The following is a 23,416-nucleotide window of genomic DNA, read 5'->3' on the forward strand; positions in this document are numbered from 1 at the left end:
GACCCACCGGGACGCTGCCAGGGATCGCCGGTCCCCCGATGAACGGTCTCTGGTTGCCGCCCCCGGCGACGGCGACGCTGGTGTCAGTCCGGAACAGACACAGACCATCGGAGCAGAACATGATCAGCACCACCGCACTCGGAACCACCGGTCCCACCGTCAGCCGGCTCGGCCTCGGCGCCATGGGCATGTCCGGGATGTACGGCAGGACGGACGACGTGGAATCCGTCGCCACCATCCACAAGGCGCTCGACGCCGGAATCGACCTCGTCGACACCGGGGACTTCTACGGATCGGGCCACAACGAGTCGCTGATCGGCAAGGCCCTCGCCGGCCGCCGACGGGAGGACGTGACCCTCAGCGTCAAGTTCGGCGGCCTGCGCGGTCCCGGCGGCACGTGGGCCGGAGTCGATACGCGACCCGAGTCGATCCGGAACTTCCTCGCGTACTCGCTGCAGCGTCTCGGCGTCGACTACATCGACATCTACCGCCCCGCTCGTCTCGACCCCGACGTGCCGATCGAGGACACCGTCGGAACGATCAGCGAACTCGTCGAGGCCGGCTACGTGCGCCACATCGGTCTGTCCGAGGTGGGTCCCGAGACCCTTCGCCGCGCGGCGGCGGTGCACCCGATCGTGGACCTTCAGATCGAGTACTCGCTCATCTCCCGGGGTATCGAGGCCGAGATCCTCCCGCTCTGCCGGGAACTCGGGATCGGCGTGACGGCCTACGGCGTGCTCTCCCGGGGCCTGCTCAGCGACTCGCTGCGCACCGATCAGACCCTCGCGGCCGACGACTTCCGCGCGCACAGCCCCCGGTTCCAGGGCGAGAACCTCCGGCAGAACCTCACCCTCGTCGACTCGCTCGCCGCCGTGGCCGCGCAACACGGGGTGAGCGTCGCGCAGATGGCGATCGCGTGGGTTCTCGCCCAGGGCGACGACATCGTGCCCGTCGTCGGAGCGCGCACCGTCGCCCGGCTCGAGGAGACGCTCGGCGCACTCGACGTCCACCTCGGCGCCGGTGACCTCGCGGCCATCGCCGCAGCGGTTCCCGACACCGCAGTCGCCGGGGACCGCTACCCGCCCGCGCAAATGGCCCAGCTCGACAGTGAACGCGCCGGCGTGGGGCGCTAGCGTCTAGCCATGGCCTCGCACAGCTCGTCGCGGAATCGCACCCTGATCCTGATGCGCCACGGCAAGTCGGCGTACCCGGAGGGGGTCGCAGATCACGAGCGGCCGTTGGCGCCGCGCGGACGGAAGCAGGCCGGTCTGGCCGGTGAGTGGCTGCGGTCGACCCAGCCGCCGATCGACGCCGTGCTGTGTTCGACCGCTCGCCGCACCCGGGAAACGTTGGAGGCGACCCGGGTCGGCGCTCCCGCCCGGTTCGCCGCGGAGCTCTACGGCGCGTACCCGTCCGAGGTGCTCATGGAGATCGTGCGGGTCGAACCGTCGGTGCGCACGCTGCTCGTGGTCGGGCATGTTCCCGGCATGCCGTCGACGGCTCTGGATCTGGCGGGCAACCCCGACACCGGGGACGCCGACCTGATGCGGGAGAAGTTCCCGACGTCCGCGCTCGCCGTCCTCACGGTACCGTGCGACTGGAACGAACTCACGTCGAGCGCGGCGTCACTCGCCGCGTTCCACGTTCCGCGGTAGCGGCCTCAGAACAGCTTCCGGCCGACGACGGCGACGACACCCAGAATCAGGACCAGCACGAGGGCCGACCAGAATCCGAACAGCCACCAGACCACCCCGAAGACGACCAGTGCCGGTGCCACGGTGATGAGTGCGATCGTGGGGCTTTCCCGCAGCACTTCGAGTGCCGACTCGGTCTTGACGCGATCGATCTTCTTCTCGGACATCTCGTCTCCGTTCAGCGAACCACGCATATCGGACAGGTGTGGTCGAGGATAGTCTTCACGGGACGAGAACCCGCTCGACGGCATCGCCGCACTCACCCGGTTCGTCGAGCGCGGGATCCTCGGCTAACTGCCCGGGAACGTCGCGACGTCGAGGTACAGCGGCATCTCGTCGGTGCGCGACCCGGTCGGCGTCCCCGCCTCGTCGACCACCGGGGCGCCGGCGGTGGCAGCGGCCTCGAAGCTCTCTCCCGTCACCCGCCCGTCGAGGTCGAAGTTCTCGAACTCGAACGGAATGCCGTTCGACGCCAGATAGTCCGGCCCGTCCATCAGATGGAAGTGCAGATGCGGCGCGTCGGTGTTTCCGCTGTTGCCCAGCAACCCGATCTGGTCGCCCGCCCGCAGGTCCTGCCCGACGCTGATGTCGTCCACACTGCCGGGCTGCAGGTGCGCGTAGAACGCGTACCGCCCGTTCCCGATGTCCTGGACGACGTGGTTCCCGCCGTACTGGTCGAGGGGAAGTCCCTGCGGACTGGCACCCGGAACCTGTTCCGACAGATTGCCCACGACGGCGATCACCTTGCCGTCCGACACCGCGCGGACCGGTGCGCCGTAGTACTCGTAGCTCGACAGCTGAGTCTTGTCGCCGACGTAGATGCGTCCCTGCTCGTCGAGCTGGACGAAATCGATCGCGAACCGCTCGGCGGCGAGCATCCGGCCGTTGATCGGCAGCACGGCCGCGCGGTGAGACGTGACCGTGCAGCAGCCGGTGCCGTCGAGCCACCGCGGACCGTCGAGGGGAGCGCGGATCCGGACGGCGTCGCGGGTGTCGACTTCCGTGTCGGCCACGTTCTCGGCGAGCTGCGACGGCACGAGCGACGTCGCCTGCGGGAAGTCGACGTTCACGACATGGCCGAGGCTGCCGGGCACGTCGTCGGGACTGTTCAGTGTCGCGTCGATCCACACGAGTCCCTGCTGTCCGGGGGCGAGGACGGTGCCGGTCTTCGGACCTCCGCCGAGGGCCTGGAACCACGGCGTCAGCGCATCACCGCTCAGGTTCACCAGTGTGCGGCCGTCACCCTTCACCTGCAGCGACGTGATCGTCGCCGGCTGCGAACCGGTGTTCGTCAGCCGCAGTTCGTAGGCCAGGTGCACGCGACCGTCGCTGCCCGTCACCGGGATCGGTGCGGCCACCACGTCCGCGACCACCGGCGTGAGCACCGCGGGACCGGCGGACGTGGCCGGCGCCGCCGACGACGTCGCCTCGCTCTGCTGGGTGTCCGAGGCGGTGCAGGAAGTCGCGGCTCCCACGACGACGGCCAGTAGGAGTGCGATGGCGAACCTCGACCGGGCCATCATCCGACGCTAGCAACGGCGAACATCAGGCGACAAGGCATGGAGACAGATGAAGGCCCCACCCCCGAAGAGAGAGGGGTGGGGCCTTCGTCCTTGGTGAGTGCTCGGCGAGTCCTGGGACTCGTCAACCACTCACGGGCGCGGAGCGCCTACCGGTAATCGTTGCTGAAACCGTAATCGTCCAGCGGCACCGCGGCACCGGTGTTCTGGCCGAAGCCGTCCGGGCTGTAGTACTGGTCGTCGTAGGACGGAACCGCGTACGCAGCAGCGCGGGCCTCTTCGGTCGGCTGAACCTGGATGTTGCGGTAACGGTTGATACCGGTACCGGCGGGGATCAGCTTTCCGATGATCACGTTTTCCTTCAGACCGATCAGCTTGTCCGAGCGGCAGTTGATCGCCGCATCGGTCAAGACGCGAGTGGTCTCCTGGAACGACGCCGCGGACAGCCACGAGTCGGTCGCCAGCGATGCCTTGGTGATACCCATCAGCACCGGACGTCCGGCTGCCGGCTCGCCACCCTCGGCGACGACGCGACGGTTCGCCGCTTCGAAGTCCGCACGCTCGGTCAGCGAACCGGGCAGGAACTCCGTGGCGCCCGAGTCGATGATCGTCACGCGACGCAGCATCTGGCGCACGATGACCTCGATGTGCTTGTCGTGAATCGACACACCCTGGCTCCGGTACACCTCCTGGACCTCGTTGACGAGGTGGATCTGCACCTGACGGGGGCCCATGACACGCAGCACCTCGTGCGGATCGGCAGCACCTTCCATGAGCTGCTGACCGACCTCGACGTGGTCACCGTCGGCCAGAAGGCGTTCGGTGCCGTCGTCGTGCTTGAAGACACGCAGACGCTGACGCTTCGAGAGCTTGTCGTAGACAACCTCTTCGCCACCGTCGTCCGGGACGATGGTGATCTTGTAGAAGCGGTCGCCGTCCTCGAGCTGCACGCGTCCGGTGACGTCGGCGATCGGGGCCTTGCCCTTGGGGACGCGGGCCTCGAACAGCTCCTGGACACGCGGCAGACCACCGGTGATGTCTTCTCCGGCGACACCACCCTGGTGGAAGGTACGCATGGTCAGCTGGGTACCGGGCTCACCGATGGACTGGGCGGCGACGATACCGACGGCCTCACCGATGTCGACCAGCTTGCCGGTGGCCATCGAACGGCCGTAGCAGGTGGCGCAGACGCCGGTTCCCGTGGTGCAGGTGAGCACCGAACGGACCTTGACCTTCGTGATGCCCGCCTCGAGCAGTGCGTCGATTGCCGGGTCGCCCAGGTCGTGTCCGCGCTGGACGACGACGTTGCCGTTCTCGTCCACCGCATCGGCTGACAGGGTACGAGCGTAGGTGCTCGTCTCCACGTGAGCGTCGCGGATCATCGAGCCGTCGGCCTGCTTCTCCGCGATCGTGGTGATGATGCCCCGCTCGGTTCCACAATCCTCCTCGCGGACGATGACGTCCTGCGAGACGTCCACCAGACGACGGGTCAGGTAACCCGAGTCGGCGGTACGGAGTGCGGTATCTGCCAGACCCTTACGAGCACCGTGCGTGTTGATGAAGTACTCGAGAACGGTCAGGCCTTCCTTGAAGGAAGACTTGATCGGACGCGGGATGAACTCACCCTTCGGGTTGGTCACCAGACCCTTCATACCGGCGAGCGAACGAACCTGAGTCATGTTGCCGGCGGCGCCGGACTTCACGATCATCGGGATCGGGTTGTCGTCGGGAAAGTGCGCCTCCATGGCCTTACCGACCTCGTCGGTGGCCTGGGACCAGATCTTGACCAGTGCGCTGTTGCGCTCGGTCTTGTTCAGAGCACCACGCTGGTACTTCTTCTCGATCTGATCGGCCTGAGCCTCGAAGGACTCCATGATCTGAGCCTTCTCCGGCGGCACGAGGACGTCGGAGATGGAGATGGTGACACCCGAACGCGTGGCCCAGTAGAACCCTGCGTCCTTCAGCTTGTCGACGGTCTGCGCGACCACGATCATGGGGTACCGCTCGGCGAGATCGTTGATGATCGTCGCCTGACGCTTCTTCGGCATCTGCTCGTTGACGAATGGGTAGTCCGCGGGGAGCAGCTCGTTGAAGAGCACGCGACCCAGCGTTGTCTTTGCGGTCCAGCCGTCACCGTAGTTCCAACCCTCGGGGAACAGCTCTGTTTCCAAGTCACGCGGCGGACGCTGAGTCGTCAGACGCACCTTGATCAGGGACTGCACGGTGAGAGCGCCACGGTCGACCGCCATCTGCGCCTCGGCGGGCGAGGAGTACACGCCCTGCTCTGCCTGGTCGTGGCCGGCAGCAACGAGCTCACCGATAACACCCTCGTCCAGACGTGTCAGGTGGTACAGACCGGTGACCATGTCCAGACGGGGCATGGCGAGCGGTCGACCCGACGCGGGCGACAGGATGTTGTTCGACGACAGCATCAGGATGCGAGCCTCGGCCTGCGCCTCCGCGGACAGCGGAAGGTGCACAGCCATCTGGTCACCGTCGAAGTCGGCGTTGAAGGCCTCACACACCAGCGGGTGGAGCTGAATGGCCTTACCCTCGACCAGCTGCGGCTCGAAGGCCTGGATGCCCAGGCGGTGCAGCGTCGGTGCACGGTTCAGCAGCACGGGGTGCTCGGCGATGACCTCTTCGAGGACGTCCCACACCTGTGCGCGCTGACGTTCCACCATGCGCTTGGCGGACTTGATGTTCTGCGCGTGGTTCAGGTCGACCAGGCGCTTCATCACGAACGGCTTGAACAGCTCGAGAGCCATCAGCTTCGGCAGACCGCACTGGTGCAGCTTGAGCTGCGGGCCGACGACGATGACGGAACGACCCGAGTAGTCGACGCGCTTGCCGAGCAGGTTCTGCCGGAATCGACCCTGCTTGCCCTTGAGCAGATCGCTCAGGGACTTCAGCGGACGGTTACCGGGACCGGTGACCGGACGGCCACGACGGCCGTTGTCGAACAGCGCGTCCACGGACTCCTGCAGCATCCGCTTCTCGTTGTTGACGATGATCTCGGGGGCACCGAGGTCGATCAGTCGCTTGAGGCGGTTGTTGCGGTTGATCACGCGGCGGTACAGGTCGTTCAGGTCGGAGGTGGCGAAGCGGCCACCGTCGAGCTGAACCATCGGACGCAGCTCCGGCGGGATCACCGGGACGGCGTTGAGAACCATGCCCATCGGCGAGTTCCGGTTCGTCTGGAACGCTGCCACGACCTTGAGACGCTTCAGGGCGCGGAGCTTCTTCTGCCCCTTGCCGCTGCGGATGGTCTCGCGGAGGTTCTCGGCTTCGGCGTCGATGTCGAAGGTCTCCATGAGCTTCTGGATCGACTCGGCGCCCATGGCACCGGTGAAGTATTCGCCGTAGCGGTCGACCAGCTCGCGGTACAGCAGCTCGTCGACGATGAGCTGCTTGACACTCAGCTTGGTGAAGGTGGTCCAGATCTCGTCGAGACGGTCCAGCTCACGCTGCGCGCGGTCACGGAGCTGACGCATCTCGCGCTCGCCGCCGTCCTTGACCTTGCGGCGGACGTCGGACTTCGCGCCCTCCGCCTCCAGCTCGGCGATGTCGGCTTCGAGTTTCTGCGCGCGGGCCTCGAGGTCGGCGTCACGCTGATCCGCGACGGACTTCTTCTCGACCTGCATCTCGGCTTCGAGAGTGGACAGCTCGTTGTGACGCAGTTCCTCGTCGACACCGACGATGACGTACGCGGCGAAGTAGATGATCTTTTCGAGATCCTTCGGCGCCAGGTCGAGCAGGTAGCCGAGACGGCTGGGCACGCCCTTGAAATACCAGATGTGGGTGACCGGGGCAGCCAGTTCGATGTGTCCCATGCGCTCACGCCGAACCTTGGCGCGGGTCACCTCGACACCGCAGCGCTCACAGATGATGCCCTTGAAGCGGACACGCTTGTACTTACCGCAGTAGCACTCCCAGTCCCGGGTGGGGCCGAAGATCTTCTCGCAGAAGAGGCCGTCCTTCTCGGGCTTGAGCGTGCGGTAGTTGATGGTCTCCGGCTTCTTGACCTCGCCGTAGGACCAATTGCGGATGTCCTCTGCACTGGCGAGGCCAATGCGGAGTTCATCGAAGAAGTTGACGTCGAGCACGTAACTTCCTTTCCCCAGAGGGATTGTGGATCAGCGGTGGCCGCCGATACCTGACTGCCAATTCAAATGTGAACTACGCCCCCGGACCCTGATTTCTCAGGACCCGGGGACCGAAATCTAGTTCGCGAGGTCGTCGACCGTCGCCGCTTCGTTCCGGGACAAGTTGATGCCCAGGTTCGCTGCGGCCCGCTCCAGGTCCTCGTCGTCACCGTCGGCCATCGCGATGGCCGCGCCGTCCGAGGACAGCACCTCCACGTTGAGGCAGAGCGACTGGAGCTCCTTCAGGAGCACCTTGAACGACTCGGGGATGCCCGGCTCGGGGATGTTCTCGCCCTTGACGATGGCCTCGTACACCTTGACTCGACCCACCACGTCGTCCGACTTGATGGTGAGCAGCTCCTGCAGCGTGTATGCCGCGCCGTAGGCCTGCATCGCCCAGCACTCCATCTCACCGAAGCGCTGGCCACCGAACTGGGCCTTACCGCCGAGCGGCTGCTGGGTGATCATCGAGTACGGACCGGTCGAACGAGCGTGGATCTTGTCGTCGACCAGGTGGTGCAGCTTGATGATGTACATGTAGCCGACCGAGACCGGGTACGGGAACGGCTCGCCGGAACGGCCGTCGAACAACGTGGCCTTTCCGTCGGACGCGACCATGACCTCGCCGTCGCGGTTCGGCAGCGTCGAACCGAGGAGACCGGTGAGCTCGTCTTCCTTGGCGCCGTCGAACACCGGGGTGGCGATGTTGGAGTCGGCAGGTGCAGACAGCATCTCCTCCGGCAGCTGCTCCGCCCAATCGGGACGGGAGCCGTCGCCGGCGACCTGAACGTTCCAGCCGGTCTTGCCGATCCACCCGAGGTGGGTCTCCAAGATCTGACCGATGTTCATACGACGCGGAACACCGTGGGTGTTCAGGATGATGTCGACCGGAGTGCCGTCGGGCAGGAACGGCATGTCCTCCTGCGGGAGGATCTTGCCGATGACACCCTTGTTGCCGTGGCGGCCGGCGAGCTTGTCGCCGTCCTGGATCTTGCGCTTCTGTGCCACGTAGACGCGGACCAGCTCGTTGACACCGGGGGGCAGATCGTCGTCGTCGTCGCGCGAGAACACCCGGATGCCGATGACCTTGCCGGTCTCACCGTGAGGAACCTTCAGCGACGTGTCGCGAACCTCGCGAGCCTTCTCACCGAAGATTGCGCGCAGCAGGCGCTCCTCGGGGGTCAGCTCGGTCTCGCCCTTCGGCGTGACCTTTCCGACCAGCACGTCGCCGTCACGAACCTCGGCACCGATACGGATGATGCCGCGCTCGTCGAGGTCGGCGAGGACCTCGTCGGAGACGTTCGGGATGTCGCGAGTGATTTCCTCGGCACCGAGCTTGGTGTCGCGGGCATCGATCTCGTGCTCCTCGATGTGGATCGAGGTCAGGACGTCCTCTTCCACGAGGCGCTGCGACAGAATGATCGCGTCCTCGTAGTTGTGGCCTTCCCACGGCATGATCGCGACGAGCAGGTTCTTGCCGAGCGCCATCTCACCGTTCTCGGTGCAGGGGCCGTCGGCGAGGACCTGTCCGAACTCGACACGCTGTCCCTCGTCCACGATCGGACGCTGGTTGGCGCAGGTGCCCTGGTTCGAACGCGCGAACTTGCGCATCCGGTAGGTCTTGCGGCTTCCGTCGTCGGCCATGACCGTGACGTAGTCGGCGGAGACCTCTTCCACGACACCGGTCTTCTCGGTGACGATGACGTCGCCCGCGTCGACGGCGGCACGCAGTTCCATGCCGGTACCGACCAGCGGAGCCTCACTGCGAACGAGCGGCACCGCCTGACGCTGCATGTTCGCACCCATCAGGGCACGGTTGGCGTCGTCGTGCTCGAGGAACGGAATCATCGCGGTCGCGACGGACACCATCTGTCGCGGCGAGACGTCCATGTAGTCGATCTCGGCGGACGAGACGAACTCGACCTCGCCACCCTTACGACGGACCAGAATGCGATCGTCCGTGAAGTGACCGTTGGCGTCGAGGGCCGAGTTGGCCTGGGCGACGACGTGGCGGTCCTCTTCATCCGCGGTCAGGTAGTCGACCTGGTCGGTGACCTGGCCGTTCTCGACCTTGCGGTACGGCGTCTCGATGAACCCGAACGGGTTGACCCGTGCGTACACCGACAGCGAACCGATCAGACCGATGTTCGGACCCTCAGGGGTCTCGATCGGGCACATGCGGCCGTAGTGCGACGGGTGAACGTCTCGCACCTCCAGGCCGGCGCGCTCACGGGACAGACCACCCGGGCCGAGGGCGGACAGACGACGCTTGTGCGTCAGCCCCGACAGCGGGTTGTTCTGGTCCATGAACTGCGACAGCTGGGAGGTTCCGAAGAACTCCTTGATCGCAGCCACGACGGGCCGGATGTTGATCAGCGTCTGCGGCGTGATCGCCTCGACGTCCTGGGTGGTCATGCGCTCACGAACCACGCGCTCCATGCGGGACAGGCCCACGCGGATCTGGTTCTGGATGAGCTCGCCGACCGTGCGCAGACGACGGTTACCGAAGTGGTCGATGTCGTCGACCTCGACGGGCACCGGAGCGCCGCCGGGGGCGGTCATCTCGGTGTCACCGGCGTGCAGGCGCACCAGGTACTCGATGGTGGCGACGATGTCTTCCTCGGTGAGGGTCGACGCGACGATCGGCTGTCCGAGGTTCAGGCCCAACTTCTTGTTGATCTTGTAGCGACCCACGCGAGCCAGGTCGTAGCGCTTGTCCTTGAAGAACAGGTTCTCCAGGAGCGTCTGCGCGCTCTCCTTGGTCGGCGGCTCGCCCGGACGCAGCTTGCGGTAGATGTCGAGCAGCGCCTCGTCGGTGCCGGCGGTGTTGTCCTTCTCGAGCGTCGCCATGAGGATCTCCGAGAAGCCGAAACGCTCGGTGATCTGCTCGGTGGTCCAGCCGAGGGCCTTCAGCAGCACGGTGACGGGCTGGCGGCGCTTGCGGTCGATGCGGACGCCGACCGTGTCGCGCTTGTCCACGTCGAACTCGAGCCATGCACCACGGCCCGGAATGACCTTGACGCTGTGCAGGTCCTTCTCGGTGCCCTTGTCGACGGAGTGGTCGAAGTAGACGCCGGGGGAACGCACCAGCTGCGAGACCACGACACGCTCGGTGCCGTTGATGATGAACGTGCCCTTGTCGGTCATCATCGGGAAGTCGCCCATGAAGACCGTCTGGCTCTTGATCTCACCGGTGTTGTTGTTGATGAACTCCGCGGTGACGAACAACGGCGCCGCGTAGGTCATGTCTTTGTCTTTGCACTCGTCCGTCGAGGCCTTCACCTCGTCGAAGCGCGGGTCCGAGAAGGACAGAGACATCGAGCCCGAGAAATCCTCGATCGGGGAAAGCTCCGCGAGAATGTCCTCGAGACCGCCGGAGATTGCGCTGTCGCCACGAGCGGCGGCGCGTTCGCGCCAGCTCTGCGCACCGATCAACCACTCGAACGAATCGGTTTGTACATCAAGAAGCCCGGGAACTTCGAGGGGTTCGCGAATCTTCGCGAAAGAAACCCTCTTCGGGGCTCCGGGGATTCCGGAAACTGCCTTGGTCTGGCTAGAGACTGCCAAGATGCGTCCTTCCAGCACCTCACGCGGGCCGCTCTGTGCTGTTGCGACCGCCGCTGTATCTGCTTCGAATTTCGCTGGTCACGACCCGAACGAAACTCGCCACAGTTGCTGAAGAGTGAATCACTTCGCAGCGGTACGGACGAGGGGTGGACAGGAGGCAGCCAGCGCAACGTCCAAAAGTACACCCAAACTCGGTAGATGTCGAGTCGGGCACCCGAAACAGCACCCAGCCGGGCGCTTGGCCACGCGTCACTGCGCATGTTCACGCATCAGAGTGACGCGTGATCATCGCGGCGTCAAGAGTTAGGGGGCGTGTCGCGTCGTTTCGGCAGGCCCACGGCGCGTTCCCGCCGCCCCTTCCCAGCTGCCGACGGGCGGTGAACAATATGCGCACGCGATCGCCGTCGATTTCTCGAGGGAAGCAGAGCCGTGACGCGCTGGAGTTCGTTCGTCGTCGCCCGTCCGACGCTGGTCCTCGCCGCCACGGTGCTGCTGGTGCTGCTCGGTGGGGCGTGGGGTTCGGGAGTGTTCGACCGGCTGAGCCTCGGCGGGTACACCGATCCAGGCAGCGAGTCCGCGGGCGTCGAGAGCCTGATCGAGGGGACGTTCGGACGGCAGACCCCCGATCTGGCGGTCACCTATCACGCACGTCCGGGTTCGACGATCGACGACCTCGGGCCCGAGGTGGCCGCCCACCTCGCGCGGATCGCCCCCGGAGCGCTCGCCAACACCCCCCTGTCGTACTGGTCCGCGCCGCCGCAGGCGAAGGAGTTCCTGCGGTCCACCGACGGAACCGAGGGGCTGGTGGTGCTGTCGTTGAACGGCGACGAGAACACTCGGATCGCCGCGTACCACGATCTCGAATCCGTACTGGTCATCGACGGCACGGACGCGGAGTTCAGCGGCTTCAGCGCGGCCGCCAACGCCTTCAACGAGGTGTCCGAGAGTGATCTGCTGCGAGCCGAGGCGGTGTCGTTCCCGCTTCTGCTGCTCCTTCTGCTCGTCATCTTCGGCGGCCTCGTCGGCGCGGCCGTCCCGCTGTGCGTCGGCGGTCTCGCGATCCTCGGCGCCCTCGGCGCCCTGCGCGTGATCTCGTACTTCACCGAAGTCAGCGCATTCTCGGTGAACATCGCGAGCCTCGTCGGGCTCGGCATGTCCATCGACTACGGATTGTTCGTCGTGACCCGGTTCCGCGAGGAGCTGCGGTCAGGCGCCCGCACCGACGACGCCGTGCGCCGGACGCTCGCCACGGCCGGCCGGACCGTGGGGTTCTCCGCCCTCCTCCTGGTGTGTGGTTTCGTGGGCATGCTCGTGTTTCCCCAGGCCATCGTGCGGTCCTTCGCCTACGGCGGGATGGCGGCCATCGGGATCGCCGCCGTGCTGTCGCTGTCGGCACTGCCCGCGGCGCTCGCGCTGCTCGGGCCTCGCATCAACTCGCTGACGTGGCGACCGGGTGTGGTCGAACGCGGCGAAGACCGCGCGCACCGGTTCTGGGGCGGCGTCGCCGCCCGGGTGATGCGGCGGCCCGTCGCGATCGCGACGACCATCGTCGCGGGGCTGCTCGTGCTCGCCGCGCCCCTTGCAGGCGCGTCATTGGGTGATCTCGATCACACCGGACTGCCCGCTGCTCACCCGCTTCGGCTCGCCGTCGAAGATCTCGCCGCCGACTTTCCGCTCGCCAACAACGGCGCGACGCTGATCCTGCAGGGCAGCGGCGGCAAGGCCCCGCCCCCGGCCGCCACCGCAGAGTTCTTCCGGGCGACAGCCGCGGTCGACGGCGTCCAGCGGGTCGTCCCGGTCGGCGCCACCGACACGTTCGTCGCGATCCGGGCGATCTTCGACGACGCCGACCGGACGACGGGGGCCATGGAGACGGCCGCAGCGCTGCGCGACCTCCCGCCCCCGGAAGGCACCGAGAAGATGCTGGGCGGTTTGAACGCCCTGACCGCCGACGGACTGGACGCGATGGCCGCGCGACTGCCGTGGATGATCGGGATCATGGTGGCCGTCACCTTCGTGCTGATGCTGCTGGCGTTCCGGTCCGTGGTGCTGCCCCTGAAGGCGATCGCGATGGCCACCCTGAGCCTCGCCGCCTCGTTCGGCGTGCTCACGTGGATCTTCGAGGACGGTCACGGTGCCGACTTCCTCGGCGTGACGCCGGGGCCGCTGCCCGCGACGATGGTCGTTCTCATCATCGCGGTGGTGTTCGGGCTCTCCACCGACTACGAGATCTTCCTGATGTCACGGATGGTCGAGGCCCACGACAAGGGCGCGTCGACCGAGGAGGCCGTGCGGATCGGCACGGCACATACGGGGCGCATCGTGACGGCGGCCGCGGCGCTGCTGATCGTCGTCACCGGCGCGTTCACGCTCTCGGAACTGACGATGATGCGATTCATCGGGCTCGGCATGATCGTTGCGCTGCTCATCGACGCCACCGTCATCCGCATGATGCTCGTGCCCGCCCTGGTGAAGCTGATGGGTGAGGCCAACTGGTGGGCGCCGGGATTCCTGGCGCGGAAGACACCTGCTCCCGGTTCACCCGAGGATCCGAAACCGACACCGCAGCAACAGATTCCCATCCAATCGTGAAGACGATTAGATGGGAATCGGTTCGCTTTGCCGGAGAGGGCAATTCAGCACCCACCCGCCGAGGGTGCACGACTCCTGTTCCGGCTCAATTCTTTCCGGTCGGGAGGATCAGCCCTCACTGTCGGAGATGTCGGACAGCACCCACTTGCCGTCGATCTTCTCCATCTTGATCGACAACGGGGTCGCGGCACTGCCCTGAGCCACGGCGTCACCAGTGGCGCTGACGTTCATGTGCGCGAGCAGCTCGGCGCGGTCGCCGTCGAGCACCGTGACCCCGATGTCGGTGACGGAGGCCTGGGTGGCCGTCTTGGTCTGGATGGCGGCCTGCTTGGTGGTGTCGGCTGTCGAGTCGAACTCTTCCCGCTTGGCGTCGTCGAGGTAGCCGCGCGCCTTGTCGAAGTCCTGATCGATGGTTTCGTAGCTGTACGTGTACAGCGTCTCGATCGCCTCGGTTCCCGCCTTGGTCACCTCGGCGGTGGCGCCTTCGTCGACCCAGGCGGTGTTCGTGATGTCTGCGCCGGGCTTGAATGCCGCGACGACCGCGAACACCCCGAGCACCACCGCCACAGCTCCGAGGATCCCGACGAGCTTCCAGGTGATCCTGCTGGACCCGTTGCCGACGGCCGCGGTCTCGGCGGCGGTGGGGGCCTGCTGCTTACTGATGCGCGGTTGAAGGTTGGGCACCTTCGTCTTCCCCGCGGACGCGGCCTTTGCCGTCGTCACCGCCTTCGCCGTCTCGGCGGACGTGCTCGTGGTGGCCTCGGCGGCCGCTGCTGCGGTCGTCGCGGCCTCGGCCTTCGCCACCGGGGCCGACTTCACGACCGGTTCCGACTTCTCGACCGGTTCCGGCTTCTTCGCAGGTTCCGGCTTCGTGACGGGCTCCGCCTCAGTGACCGGGGTTTCCGATCGAGGAGGCTTCGGCGTTGTCTGACGGGTCCCCGCCACGCGCGGACGCCTGCCCTTTGCAGCGCTGTCCGGCACGTTGTTTCGGCGCTTGGGGGGCATAGTTCACCACTTTCTCATTACACGACGAGCTGTCGTCGACGTGGACACCGCAGCGACACGCCGCCGCGGCACATCAGGACTACTGACCGCCGCTGTCGCCTTCGGGCGCCTGTTCGGCCGGCGCCTGCTCGGCGGGGGCCGGTTCGGTGGGGGCCGGGGCAGGAGCCGCGCCGTCGGCGGGCACCGGACCGCTCTCGAGCGGAATACGTCCGCCCACCGGTTCGACCGACGAGGCCTTCCAGACCCCGTCCACGTCCTGGACGTCCATCCGCATCGTTACCTTGGCCTTGTCGAAGCGGTCGGGCCACGTGGTGGTGACTGCCACGACGACCAGCGCCTTCGCGGTGCCGTCGTCGGTGTTCAGTTCCGTGAGTGTGCCCTGGATCAGCTCGGCCTTACTCGCCGCACCCGATTGACGCATCTGGTCCGTGAACCCGTCCATCGTCGCCTGGAGATCCTGGTTCATCTTGTCGCCCGTGATCGACGACTTCATGTTCTCGAAAGATGCGTCGAGGTCTTGGGAATCGACCGAGTTGAGGTTGATCGCGGCCTGCTGGGCGCCTGTCAACGCAGAATCGCGTGCATCGGCGATCGGCTTCTCCACGAAGAGAGCGCGCGCCCACCCGAAGCCAAACCAACCGGCTGCGACAACCGCGACCACCACCAGTGCGGTCACCGCAGCAAACGAGGCCTTCAGAATTCTGTCCTTCCCCGGAGCCGGTTGTCCCGCCTCCGGGGGCGTGGTAATTCGCGTCACACCAATACCCTACTGATTGTTTTCTTCTACTCGCCGTCGGTCGGGACCGAATGCTACTTGGGAGTAACCCCGAGGAGCGGCGCGAGCTGCGTTGCGATGGGATTCAAGTTGAGAGTGTCAGGCATGACCTTCGGCTTGAAATCCCATGGCTGGATCGTGTCCGGATCGGCGAACACGATGCGATCTGCACTTCGCACACCCGTCACGCTTCCCTGAGGAGCGTCGCAGTTGGCCTTCGTGTTGAACGGGAAGTCCTGCTGGGTGTCGTCGAAGTTCGGGTCCTGCCGCTTCATCTCGGCCAGGGTCTCCTGCGTCCCTTCGTAACCGAGTGTGCACGACGGCGGATTGTTGGTTTCCAGGACGATGCCCTGGTGCACCGTGCCGTCGCCGGGAGCCACGGTCGACGCGGACGCCGCGATGGCGGGCAGGAACATCAGGATCGGCCGCAGCGCGATCGCCTGCGGTGCCAGCTTGTCGCCGACCGCGGCGAGGTTCGTCAGGTCGGTGGTGAGACTCGGACCGGTCTCGTTCACCAGCAGACCGATCTCGTCGCTTGCCGGAATTCCCTTGTCGATGATCGCGCGGAGATCGGGGTCGCTGGTCCGCAGCTGCGCCGCAACCGCGTCGAGGTCCGAACTGAACTGGACGATCGCGGAGGACTGATCGGACTGCGTCGCCAGCACCGTCTGGCTGTCCCTGATGAGGGCCAGCGTCTGCGGGAGGACGTCGAGTCCGTCCTTCGTCAGCGTCGACAGAGAATCCGCGAGTGTCTGCAGATCCTCGCCCTTGCCGTTGAATGCCGTTCCCAGCTGGGTGACGACCGTGCGCAGCGAGTCGACCGGAACCGACCTGACCAGACCGTCGGTGGCCATCAGCACCTGCTCGACCGGAACGGGTGTCGACGTGTCGGCCTCCGTGATCACCGAACCCTGTTCGAGGAACGGCCCCTGGTCGCTGTCGGGCTGAAGGTCCACGTACTGCTCACCGATCGCGGATCGGTTGGCGACGACGGCCTTGGCCGACGCCGGGATGTCCGGCCCACCCGAGGAGATCTTCAACTCGACGTTGATGCCGTCCGCGGTGAGGGACAGATCGCCGACGCGGCCGACGGGAACCCCGCGGTATGTGACCTCGGCGTTGGTGAAGATGCCGCCGGAGTCCTTGAACTGCGCGTTCACGTCGAACTCACCGAACCCGAGCAGGTTGTCGAGGCGGACGTACTTGGCGCCGACGTAGACCAGCCCGAGCATTGCCACGATGGCGAACGCGACGAGCTGGATCCTGACCAGTCGTGACCTCACTGTCCACCCCCGATTCCGAACTGCTCCAGCAGTCCCCCGAGCGGGTTCTGCGGCGACGGCGCTGCGCCGTCCGTCGTGCCGTTCTCTGCGCCACCGTTGCCGGCCGCGGGTGCGGTTCCGGGGAGACCCGGGATCCGCAGGCCCGTCGGGGCGGGAATGATCGGGGGAATCGGCAGTAGCGACACCGTCGGCCATCCCGGCTTCGGTCCGTTGCCGTTGTAGTACGGATTCGACGGATCGACGATCGGCTTGGGCTCACCGAATTTCGGCGGCACGTACACCGGGTCGCCCTGACCGACGCCGAGCGCGCTCAGCGCGTCGCCGATCTGCAGGTCGACCGTGAGGAACAGGTTGACCGATCCGCCGAGCGCGATCTTCTCGACGCCGTCCGGGAACGGGACGGTCGGGATGAACGCGAGCGAATTGGGCAGGTTGTCGCCCGAGTCGGCGAGCGCCTTCAGCGTCGGCCGCAGCGCGAGGAGATCCGCGATCAGATCGTTCTTCGACCGGTTGATCACGTCCGTGCCGACGGTACCGAGCCGGTCCAGTTGCGTGAGCATCTGGGTGAGCTGCGGGCGCTGCTCGTTGAGCACTTCGGCGGCGATCGGGAGCTGGTCGAGGATCAGCCCGATCTTCTCGTTCTGTTCGTCCACTCGCGTGGTCAGGGCGTCGAGTCCGTCCAGTGCGCGGGTGATGTCGTCGCGCTGCTGGTTGAGACCGTCGATGAGCGTGTTCGTCTGCTCGAGAAGTCCCCGGACACGATCCTCACGCCCGTCGAGTGCGGTGGTCAGTTCGTGCACGATCGGCTGCAACTGGCCGACACCGCCGCCGTTGAGCAGCAGCGACAACGCGCCGAGTACCTGCTCGATCTCCGTGGCGTGCCGGGTGCGATCGAGAGAGATCGTGTCGCCGTCCTCGAGCCGTGCGGGATCCTTGTCTTCCGGCGGTTCGGACAGCTGGACGAACTTCTCGCCGAGCAGGTTGGTCTGCTCGATGGCGGCGACCGCGTTGGCAGCGAGGTCGACGGACGAGTCGAGGACGACCTCCACGTCCGCCGTCCAGCCGTCCGGCGCCACCTTGATCGACTCGACCCGGCCCACCGGAACACCGTCGACCTTGACGGCGGACTGCGGGACGAGGTCGAGGACGTCGTCGAACTGGATCGTCAGGTGCATCGGGTGGTCACCGACATCCGGACCGCCCGGCAGCGGAACCCCGTAGATTCCCTCCGACGAGCAGGACGTCACTGCGATGGCGACGGCGCACGCACCGGCGCCGAGGATTACCGACCGCTTCATTCGCCCTCACCACCCGTTGCGCTTTCGAATCGCGGCGACACGACACCCGGCACCGTGCCGGGCGTGACCGTCCGCTGAATGTTGTCGGCACTCATGATCCCGAAGGGAAGCACGAGCGACGGCGTCTTCGCCGATTGCGTGATCTGCGACGTGACGTTGGCGCAGTTGTCGATCAGCGGCTGCATCTGACGCCCGAGTTGCTCGAAGCGCGGATCGCCGGGAACCAGCTTGCCGAGGTCGATCAACTTGCACGCGACGCCGGCCGGATCCTGCAGATCCGGGAACGCCAGGCGCGAGGCCAGGGTGCCGGACTCCGCGTCGTAGGAGTTGGCCAGGTTGCTGATCGCCAGCGGAAGCAGGGTCAGCGAATTGACCAGCGACTCGCGGTTGTCCGCGAGGGTCTGCGTCACCGGAACCAGATCGTCGACGTTCTCGGCAAGGATCTCCCGGTTGTCGGCCACGAATTTCGAGACGTCGCCGAGGGCGATCGCCAGCTGGTTCAGGGCGGCACCGAGGTTCTCCCGCTCCCCCGCAAGAAATCCGGACAGGTCGGAGAGCTGCGAATTGAAATCACGGACCTGCTGATCGTTGGCCGCCAACGCACCCACGAACACCTGGAGGTTCTTCACGGTGTCGAACAGGTCACCGCGGCTCTCGTTGAGCGTGCGGGCGGCGTCGGACAGCTGATTGATGCTCTGCCCCAGCGCCTCCCCGTTGCCGTCGAGGTTGGCCGCGCCGGTCTCCACGAACTGTGACAGCGCGCCTTCCTTGTTCGCCCCGTCAGGGCCGAGAGCGGTGGAAAGCTTCTCGATGCTCGCGTACAGCTCATCTACCTCGACGGGAGTGGCCGTGCGGTCACGCGAGATCACGGCACCGCTCTGCATCTTGTCGCCACCCGTGTAGGCAGGCGCGAGCTGGATGTACCGGTCGGACACCACGGACGGCGTGACCTGTGCGGCCTTCGCGTCGGCGGGAATGTCGACGCCACGATCGACGCGCATGTCGACCTTCACCTGATCGCCCTGCGGCTCGACACCGTCGACGGATCCGACCTTCACACCGAGGATCCGCACGTCGGAACCCTCGTAGATGCCTACCGACTTGTCGAAGTACGCGGTGATCTTCGTGGTGCCCGCGCGGGTGAACACCCACCACAGGGCGCCGGCGATCACCAGCGCGACAATGACGATTCCCACGATGAGGGCGACCCCGCCGCGTCCTCCGCGCTCGGCTCCGTTCTCGACGTCTGCCATCAGTTACCCCCCAACGTGCGGACGGGATCGCGCGGACCGGGAATGTCGGGCAGACCCGGCGGCAGGAGGTTCACCACGACCTGGTCGAACCAGCGACCGTTACCGACCACGTTCGTGTACAGGCGGACGAACGGCTCGTACAGTTTCATCGCCTTGTCCAGGTTCTCGTTATTGGCCTTGAGGATCTCGACGACACCGTCGAGCTGTTCGAGCGCGGGGCCGATGGCGGCCTCGTTGTCGCGCACGAGTCCGGTCAATTGCTGCGACAGCCGCTGAGTTCCGGTGAGCAGCTGGGAAATCGACTGCTGACGGCTGTTGAGCTCACCGAGCAGCAGACCGGCGTCGCTGATCAACCGGTTGAATTCGGAATTGCGGTCGGCGAGGACCTTGGTGGTCTTGCCGGTCGCGTCGAACAATTTCTGCAGTTCCTGATCACGGCTGGCGATGGTCTGCGACAGCCTGCTGACACCGTCCAGAGAGGCGCGGATCTCCGTGGGAGTTCCCTCGAACGCCTGCGACAGCGTCACCATGCTCTGTGCGAGCTGATCGGAGTCGATGTCACCCACCGTCTGTGCGGCGGCCGAGAACGCCTCGATCACGTCGTACGGAGACGTGGTGCGGTCCAACGGGATCACGTCGCTCGGGTTCAACGTGTCCGAGCCGCGGGGGTCGAGGGCCAGGTACTTCTGGCCCAGGATCGTCTTGATCTGGATGGACGCGGACGTCTCGTTGCCGACCCACGCGTCCGACACCTTGAAGGCGACGTCCACATGGTCGCCGTCGAGTTCGACGGACGTGACCTTGCCGACCTTGACGCCGGCGATCCGGACCTCGTTGGAGGGCTTGAGCCCCGCCGCCTCGGTGAATTCGGCGTGATAGGTCGATCCGGCGCCGATGAACGGCAGCGAATCGAGGAAGAAGGCCGACAGGGTGGCCAACAGCACCACGAGAATGCCGAGGGCACCAGCCACTGCCGGGCTGCGACGTCTGCTCATCGTGTCTGCAACTCCTGTAGGCCGTCCTGCGTGCACCGTTTCGCCGAGTTCGTGTACAGCGGCTGGTTGACGGTGGGCAAGCCCGTGGGCAGGTTCAGTTGGGGCGCGGTACCTGGTCCTGCGACGATGTCGACTCCACAGAGGTAGAACTGGAACCAGGATCCGTAACTGGCTGCCCGGCCGAGCTTCTCGAGCTTCACCGGAAGCGTCTGGAGAACGCTGTTGACCGTGTCGGAGTTACGGTTCAACGTCGTCGCCAGCGTGTTCAGCGACGTGATGGATTCCTGGATGGACGGTCGGGTGGGTTCGAGCAGGTCGGCCGTGGCGTCGGTGAGTCCCGCGAGGGACGTCACCGCCGAACCGACGGTTCCCCGCTCGTTCGCCAGGCCCGTGACGAGTTGCTGGGTGTTGACGATCAGCGAATCGAGTTGATCGTCACGCTGATTCACCGTGGCCAGCACATCGTTGAGGTTGTTGATCACCGCACCGATCACCCGGTCCTTGTCGGCGACGGTGTTGGTGAGGCTTGCCGTGTTCTTGACGAGTTCCGTGATGGTCCCCGACTCACCCTGGAACACCTGGATGATCTGGTACGACAACTTGTTCACGTCATCGGCGCTGAGGGTCTGGAACAGCGGACGGAACCCGTCGAACAGCGTGGTGAGGTTGACGGCAGGCTTGGTCCGCTCCATCGGAATGGTGTCGCCGCCGCTCATCTTCATCCCCTGCTGGCCCTCCCCCTGCTCGAGCGCGATGTAGCGCTGCCCCACGAGGTTCCGGAAGCGGATGGTCGCGGTAGTGCTGGCGGGCAGCCAGTCCCGTTCCGCCACCGTGAATTGGACCTCTGCCTCGCGGTCGTCGTGGATCGCGATCTTCTCGACCTGACCCACGCGCACACCGGCGATGCGGACCTCGTCGCCCTCGTTGAGCGAGGTGACGTCCGAGAAGATCGCGTTGAACTTGGTGCCACCGCCGCCACCGAGGTTGGCGATGGTGGCGGCCAGCAGACCGGTCGCCAGGATGGTGACCACGGCGAACACGATCAGCTTGACCAATGGTGCGGTCAGGCCCCTCACTTGAAGCTCACCTCAGTCCCCCTCATGGTCGGCGCGCCGACGAGTGTCGTCCAGCTCGGCACGTCCTCCGGCGCCATGCCCCCGGCCTCGCCGTAGACGACGTCCAGGGTGTCCTGCTCCATCTTCGAACCCGCGTAACTTGCCGGCGTGACCTGGGCTCCGTACCCCGGGACCTGATCGGGGACGCCGGCGGGCGCCGGGAAGAAGTCGATGGTCGACGGGCCGGGATTGCGCGAGGGCACCTGGTAGGCACCGTCGTTGTAGGACGACCCGCCCGGGTACTGCGGGAACTTTCCACCCGGTGCGGTGACCTGGTCGTAGCAAGCCGGTCCGCGGTTGTCGAGCAGGCGCGGCTCGTCCTGATTGGGCACGTAGCGACCCTTCGGATTGACGAACTGCACGCTGGCACGCACACCCGGGTACGGATCGTCCGGTGCCAGCAGTTCACGGGCGACCGGTGCGGCCTTCGCGAAACCCGCGAACGTGCACTCGAAGCTCGGGGAGTAGCGGCCGAGGATCTGCAGTGCCTCACGCGAATCGGCGGCGATACTGACGATCGATTCGGCGTTCGTCTGCAAGAGGTCCGCGGTGGATGACGCGGTTCCGGTCAGCGACGCGAGCAGCGTGGAGATCTCGCCCTGCTTTTCCACCACGGTGTTTCCGGTGGTGCGCAGGTTGTCGAGGGCGTTGACCAGGTCGGGTGCCGCCTCGGAATACGTCTGCGAGAAGTCCGCCAGACCGCGCAGATCCTCCTGGATGGCAGGTAGTTCGGTGTTCAGCCCGCCGAAGATCTCCTCGAGGCGGTCGAGTGTCAGGCCGAGTTCGGCGCCGCGGCCGCTCAGACCCTGGGACAGCGCGCCGAGAGTGTTCGCCAGGTCCTGCGGCGGAATCGCCTGCAGGAGCGGCAGCAGACCGTCCAGAACCTCGCCGACCTCGACGGCGTTGCCGCTCTTGTCCTGACGCAGCGTGTCGCCGGCCTGGATCGGCGGAGCGGTGTCGCCCTCCGGAACGATCAGCGACACATACCGTTCACCGAACAGCGTCTTGGGCAGCAACCGTGCCGTCGCGTTGGACGGAATCAGCGGCGCCTTGTCCGGCTGGATCGCGAGAGCCAGAGTGACCTCGCCCTCCTGGGAGGACGCCGAGCGCACCTCGCCGACGATGAGGCCACGGACCTTCACGTCAGCATTGGGCGGCAGGGCATTTCCGGCGGTATCGGTGAGGAGGTCGATCTTGACGACCTTGGTGAACGTCTTGTTGAACATGCCGATGGTGAAGGCCAGGAACAACGCGAGGACGAGGAAGAACACCAGCCCCAGCACCCGTCGGCCCACAACAGATGTCGTGTTGCTCATCCGGCCACCCTCACTGTGGTCGTCGTGCCCCAGATGGCGAGGCTCAGGAAGAAGTCGAGAACTGCGATGGTGACGATCGCGGTGCGGACCGCCCGACCCACGGCCACACCCACACCGGCGGGACCACCCGAGGCGTGATAGCCGTAGTAGCAATGGATCAGGATCAGCACGAACGCGAAGATCAACACTTTCGCGAACGAATACAGGACGTCCTGCGGTGGCAGGAACAAGTTGAAGTAGTGGTCGTACGACCCGGTCGACTGGCCGTTGAACACGGTACTGATGACGCGGGACGCGAGATAGGCCGCAAGCAGACCGACGATGTACAGCGGGATGACGGCGACGAATCCCGCGATCATGCGGGTGGTGACGAGGAACGGCACACTCGGTACCGCCATCACCTCCAGCGCGTCGATCTCCTCCGAGATCCGCATGGCGCCGAGCTGCGCGGTGAAACCACAACCGACGGTGGCCGAGAGCGCGAGTGCCGCAACGATCGGCGCGATCTCACGGGTGTTGACGTAGGCCGACAGGAAGCCGGTGAGAACCGAGCTGCCCAGCTGTTCGAGCGCGGCGAAACCCTGCAGTCCGACGACGACGCCGGTGAAGCCGGACATCATCGCGATGACGCCGATGGTGCCGCCGATGACGGCGAGCGCGCCGCTGCCGAACGTGACCTCGGCGAGCAGCCGAAGCACTTCCTTGCGGTAGTGCACGAGAGTGTGGGGCGACCAGGCGATTGCCCGGGCGTAGAACGACATCTGCTCACCGGCCCGGTCGAGCACGTTGAGCGGCGCACGACCGACTCGGCGTGCCGCCATCAGCGTCCGGTCACCGCGTCCCTTGGCGATTGTCATC

General features: G+C 66.0%; 16 protein-coding genes. 3 read left to right on the plus strand and 13 right to left on the minus strand.

From position 1 onward, the window contains the following. Positions 1–119: 119 nt before the first annotated feature. Positions 120–1,133 carry an aldo/keto reductase gene (locus ACFVJ3_RS12505; protein WP_378452348.1) on the plus strand — a complete coding sequence of 338 codons (1,014 nt, stop codon included), beginning with the start codon at positions 120–122 and terminating at the stop codon, positions 1,131–1,133. 9 nt (positions 1,134–1,142) lie between these two features. Next, the gene (locus ACFVJ3_RS12510) at positions 1,143–1,655 is read left to right on the plus strand and encodes a SixA phosphatase family protein (RefSeq protein ID WP_378452349.1); all 513 of its coding nucleotides are present in this window, start codon (positions 1,143–1,145) and stop codon (positions 1,653–1,655) included. A 5-nt stretch (positions 1,656–1,660) separates the two neighbouring features. Here ACFVJ3_RS12510 and ACFVJ3_RS12515 read toward each other — a convergent pair whose 3' ends face one another. The 4 genes from ACFVJ3_RS12515 to rpoB form a co-directional block, all read right to left on the minus strand. Beyond that, positions 1,661–1,861: a hypothetical protein gene (locus ACFVJ3_RS12515; RefSeq protein ID WP_005258232.1), complete on the minus strand. Its 201-nt coding sequence runs from the start codon at positions 1,859–1,861 to the stop codon at positions 1,661–1,663. A 123-nt stretch (positions 1,862–1,984) separates the two neighbouring features. Beyond that, positions 1,985–3,217: a M23 family metallopeptidase gene (locus ACFVJ3_RS12520; protein ID WP_378452350.1), complete on the minus strand. Its 1,233-nt coding sequence runs from the start codon at positions 3,215–3,217 to the stop codon at positions 1,985–1,987. 146 nt (positions 3,218–3,363) lie between these two features. Then, positions 3,364–7,320, minus strand: a complete 3,957-nt coding sequence (locus ACFVJ3_RS12525; RefSeq protein WP_378452351.1) for a DNA-directed RNA polymerase subunit beta' — start codon at positions 7,318–7,320, stop codon at positions 3,364–3,366. A gap of 117 nt (positions 7,321–7,437) precedes the next feature. Beyond that, positions 7,438–10,944, minus strand: coding sequence for a DNA-directed RNA polymerase subunit beta (gene rpoB / locus ACFVJ3_RS12530; RefSeq protein WP_141469404.1), 3,507 nt, complete (start codon positions 10,942–10,944; stop codon positions 7,438–7,440). Between the two features lie 411 nt (positions 10,945–11,355). Here rpoB and ACFVJ3_RS12535 point away from each other — a divergent pair, with 411 nt between their 5' ends. After that, on the plus strand, positions 11,356–13,518 hold the full coding sequence (locus tag ACFVJ3_RS12535) for an MMPL family transporter (RefSeq protein WP_378452352.1): 2,163 nt from the start codon (positions 11,356–11,358) through the stop codon (positions 13,516–13,518). A 108-nt stretch (positions 13,519–13,626) separates the two neighbouring features. Here ACFVJ3_RS12535 and ACFVJ3_RS12540 read toward each other — a convergent pair whose 3' ends face one another. The 9 genes from ACFVJ3_RS12540 to ACFVJ3_RS12580 form a co-directional block, all read right to left on the minus strand. Further along, positions 13,627–14,523, minus strand: a complete 897-nt coding sequence (locus ACFVJ3_RS12540) for a hypothetical protein (RefSeq protein ID WP_378452353.1) — start codon at positions 14,521–14,523, stop codon at positions 13,627–13,629. A 79-nt stretch (positions 14,524–14,602) separates the two neighbouring features. Beyond that, positions 14,603–15,199, minus strand: coding sequence for a hypothetical protein (locus ACFVJ3_RS12545; protein WP_378452437.1), 597 nt, complete (start codon positions 15,197–15,199; stop codon positions 14,603–14,605). Positions 15,200–15,333: 134 nt separating this feature from the next. Then, positions 15,334–16,581, minus strand: coding sequence for an MCE family protein (locus tag ACFVJ3_RS12550; protein ID WP_378452354.1), 1,248 nt, complete (start codon positions 16,579–16,581; stop codon positions 15,334–15,336). After that, the gene (locus ACFVJ3_RS12555; RefSeq protein WP_378452355.1) at positions 16,578–17,879 is read right to left on the minus strand and encodes an MCE family protein; all 1,302 of its coding nucleotides are present in this window, start codon (positions 17,877–17,879) and stop codon (positions 16,578–16,580) included. Before ACFVJ3_RS12555 ends, ACFVJ3_RS12550 begins: the two co-directional genes overlap by 4 nt. Next, entirely contained in the window at positions 17,876–19,132 is a 1,257-nt protein-coding gene (locus ACFVJ3_RS12560) for an MCE family protein (protein ID WP_378452356.1), read from the minus strand. Before ACFVJ3_RS12560 ends, ACFVJ3_RS12555 begins: the two co-directional genes overlap by 4 nt. Next, positions 19,132–20,127 (minus strand): MCE family protein, encoded by a 996-nt coding sequence (locus ACFVJ3_RS12565; protein ID WP_378452357.1) that lies wholly within the window; start codon positions 20,125–20,127, stop codon positions 19,132–19,134. Before ACFVJ3_RS12565 ends, ACFVJ3_RS12560 begins: the two co-directional genes overlap by 1 nt. Beyond that, entirely contained in the window at positions 20,124–21,203 is a 1,080-nt protein-coding gene (locus ACFVJ3_RS12570) for an MCE family protein (protein ID WP_378452358.1), read from the minus strand. The genes ACFVJ3_RS12565 and ACFVJ3_RS12570 overlap by 4 nt, the downstream gene beginning before the upstream one ends. Continuing rightward, positions 21,200–22,558 (minus strand): MCE family protein, encoded by a 1,359-nt coding sequence (locus ACFVJ3_RS12575; protein ID WP_378452359.1) that lies wholly within the window; start codon positions 22,556–22,558, stop codon positions 21,200–21,202. The genes ACFVJ3_RS12570 and ACFVJ3_RS12575 overlap by 4 nt, the downstream gene beginning before the upstream one ends. After that, on the minus strand, positions 22,555–23,415 hold the full coding sequence (locus tag ACFVJ3_RS12580) for an ABC transporter permease (RefSeq protein WP_005258256.1): 861 nt from the start codon (positions 23,413–23,415) through the stop codon (positions 22,555–22,557). Before ACFVJ3_RS12580 ends, ACFVJ3_RS12575 begins: the two co-directional genes overlap by 4 nt. Position 23,416 lies beyond the last annotated feature (1 nt).

It is taken from the genome of Rhodococcus sp. NPDC127593 (assembly GCF_042671975.1).
Lineage (GTDB): Bacteria > Actinomycetota > Actinomycetes > Mycobacteriales > Mycobacteriaceae > Rhodococcus_F.

Bases quoted from the DNA above. Each gene is read 5' to 3' on its own strand.
- ACFVJ3_RS12505 (WP_378452348.1), top strand. From the start codon at position 120: ATGATCAGCACCACCGCACTCGGAACCACCGGTCCCACCGTCAGCCGG.
- ACFVJ3_RS12510 (WP_378452349.1), top strand. From the start codon at position 1,143: ATGGCCTCGCACAGCTCGTCGCGGAATCGCACCCTGATCCTGATGCGC.
- ACFVJ3_RS12515 (WP_005258232.1), bottom strand. From the start codon at position 1,861: ATGTCCGAGAAGAAGATCGATCGCGTCAAGACCGAGTCGGCACTCGAA.
- ACFVJ3_RS12520 (WP_378452350.1), bottom strand. From the start codon at position 3,217: ATGATGGCCCGGTCGAGGTTCGCCATCGCACTCCTACTGGCCGTCGTC.
- ACFVJ3_RS12540 (WP_378452353.1), bottom strand. From the start codon at position 14,523: ATGCCCCCCAAGCGCCGAAACAACGTGCCGGACAGCGCTGCAAAGGGC.
- ACFVJ3_RS12555 (WP_378452355.1), bottom strand. From the start codon at position 17,879: ATGAAGCGGTCGGTAATCCTCGGCGCCGGTGCGTGCGCCGTCGCCATC.
- ACFVJ3_RS12560 (WP_378452356.1), bottom strand. From the start codon at position 19,132: ATGGCAGACGTCGAGAACGGAGCCGAGCGCGGAGGACGCGGCGGGGTC.
- ACFVJ3_RS12565 (WP_378452357.1), bottom strand. From the start codon at position 20,127: ATGAGCAGACGTCGCAGCCCGGCAGTGGCTGGTGCCCTCGGCATTCTC.
- ACFVJ3_RS12575 (WP_378452359.1), bottom strand. From the start codon at position 22,558: ATGAGCAACACGACATCTGTTGTGGGCCGACGGGTGCTGGGGCTGGTG.
- ACFVJ3_RS12580 (WP_005258256.1), bottom strand. From the start codon at position 23,415: ATGACAATCGCCAAGGGACGCGGTGACCGGACGCTGATGGCGGCACGC.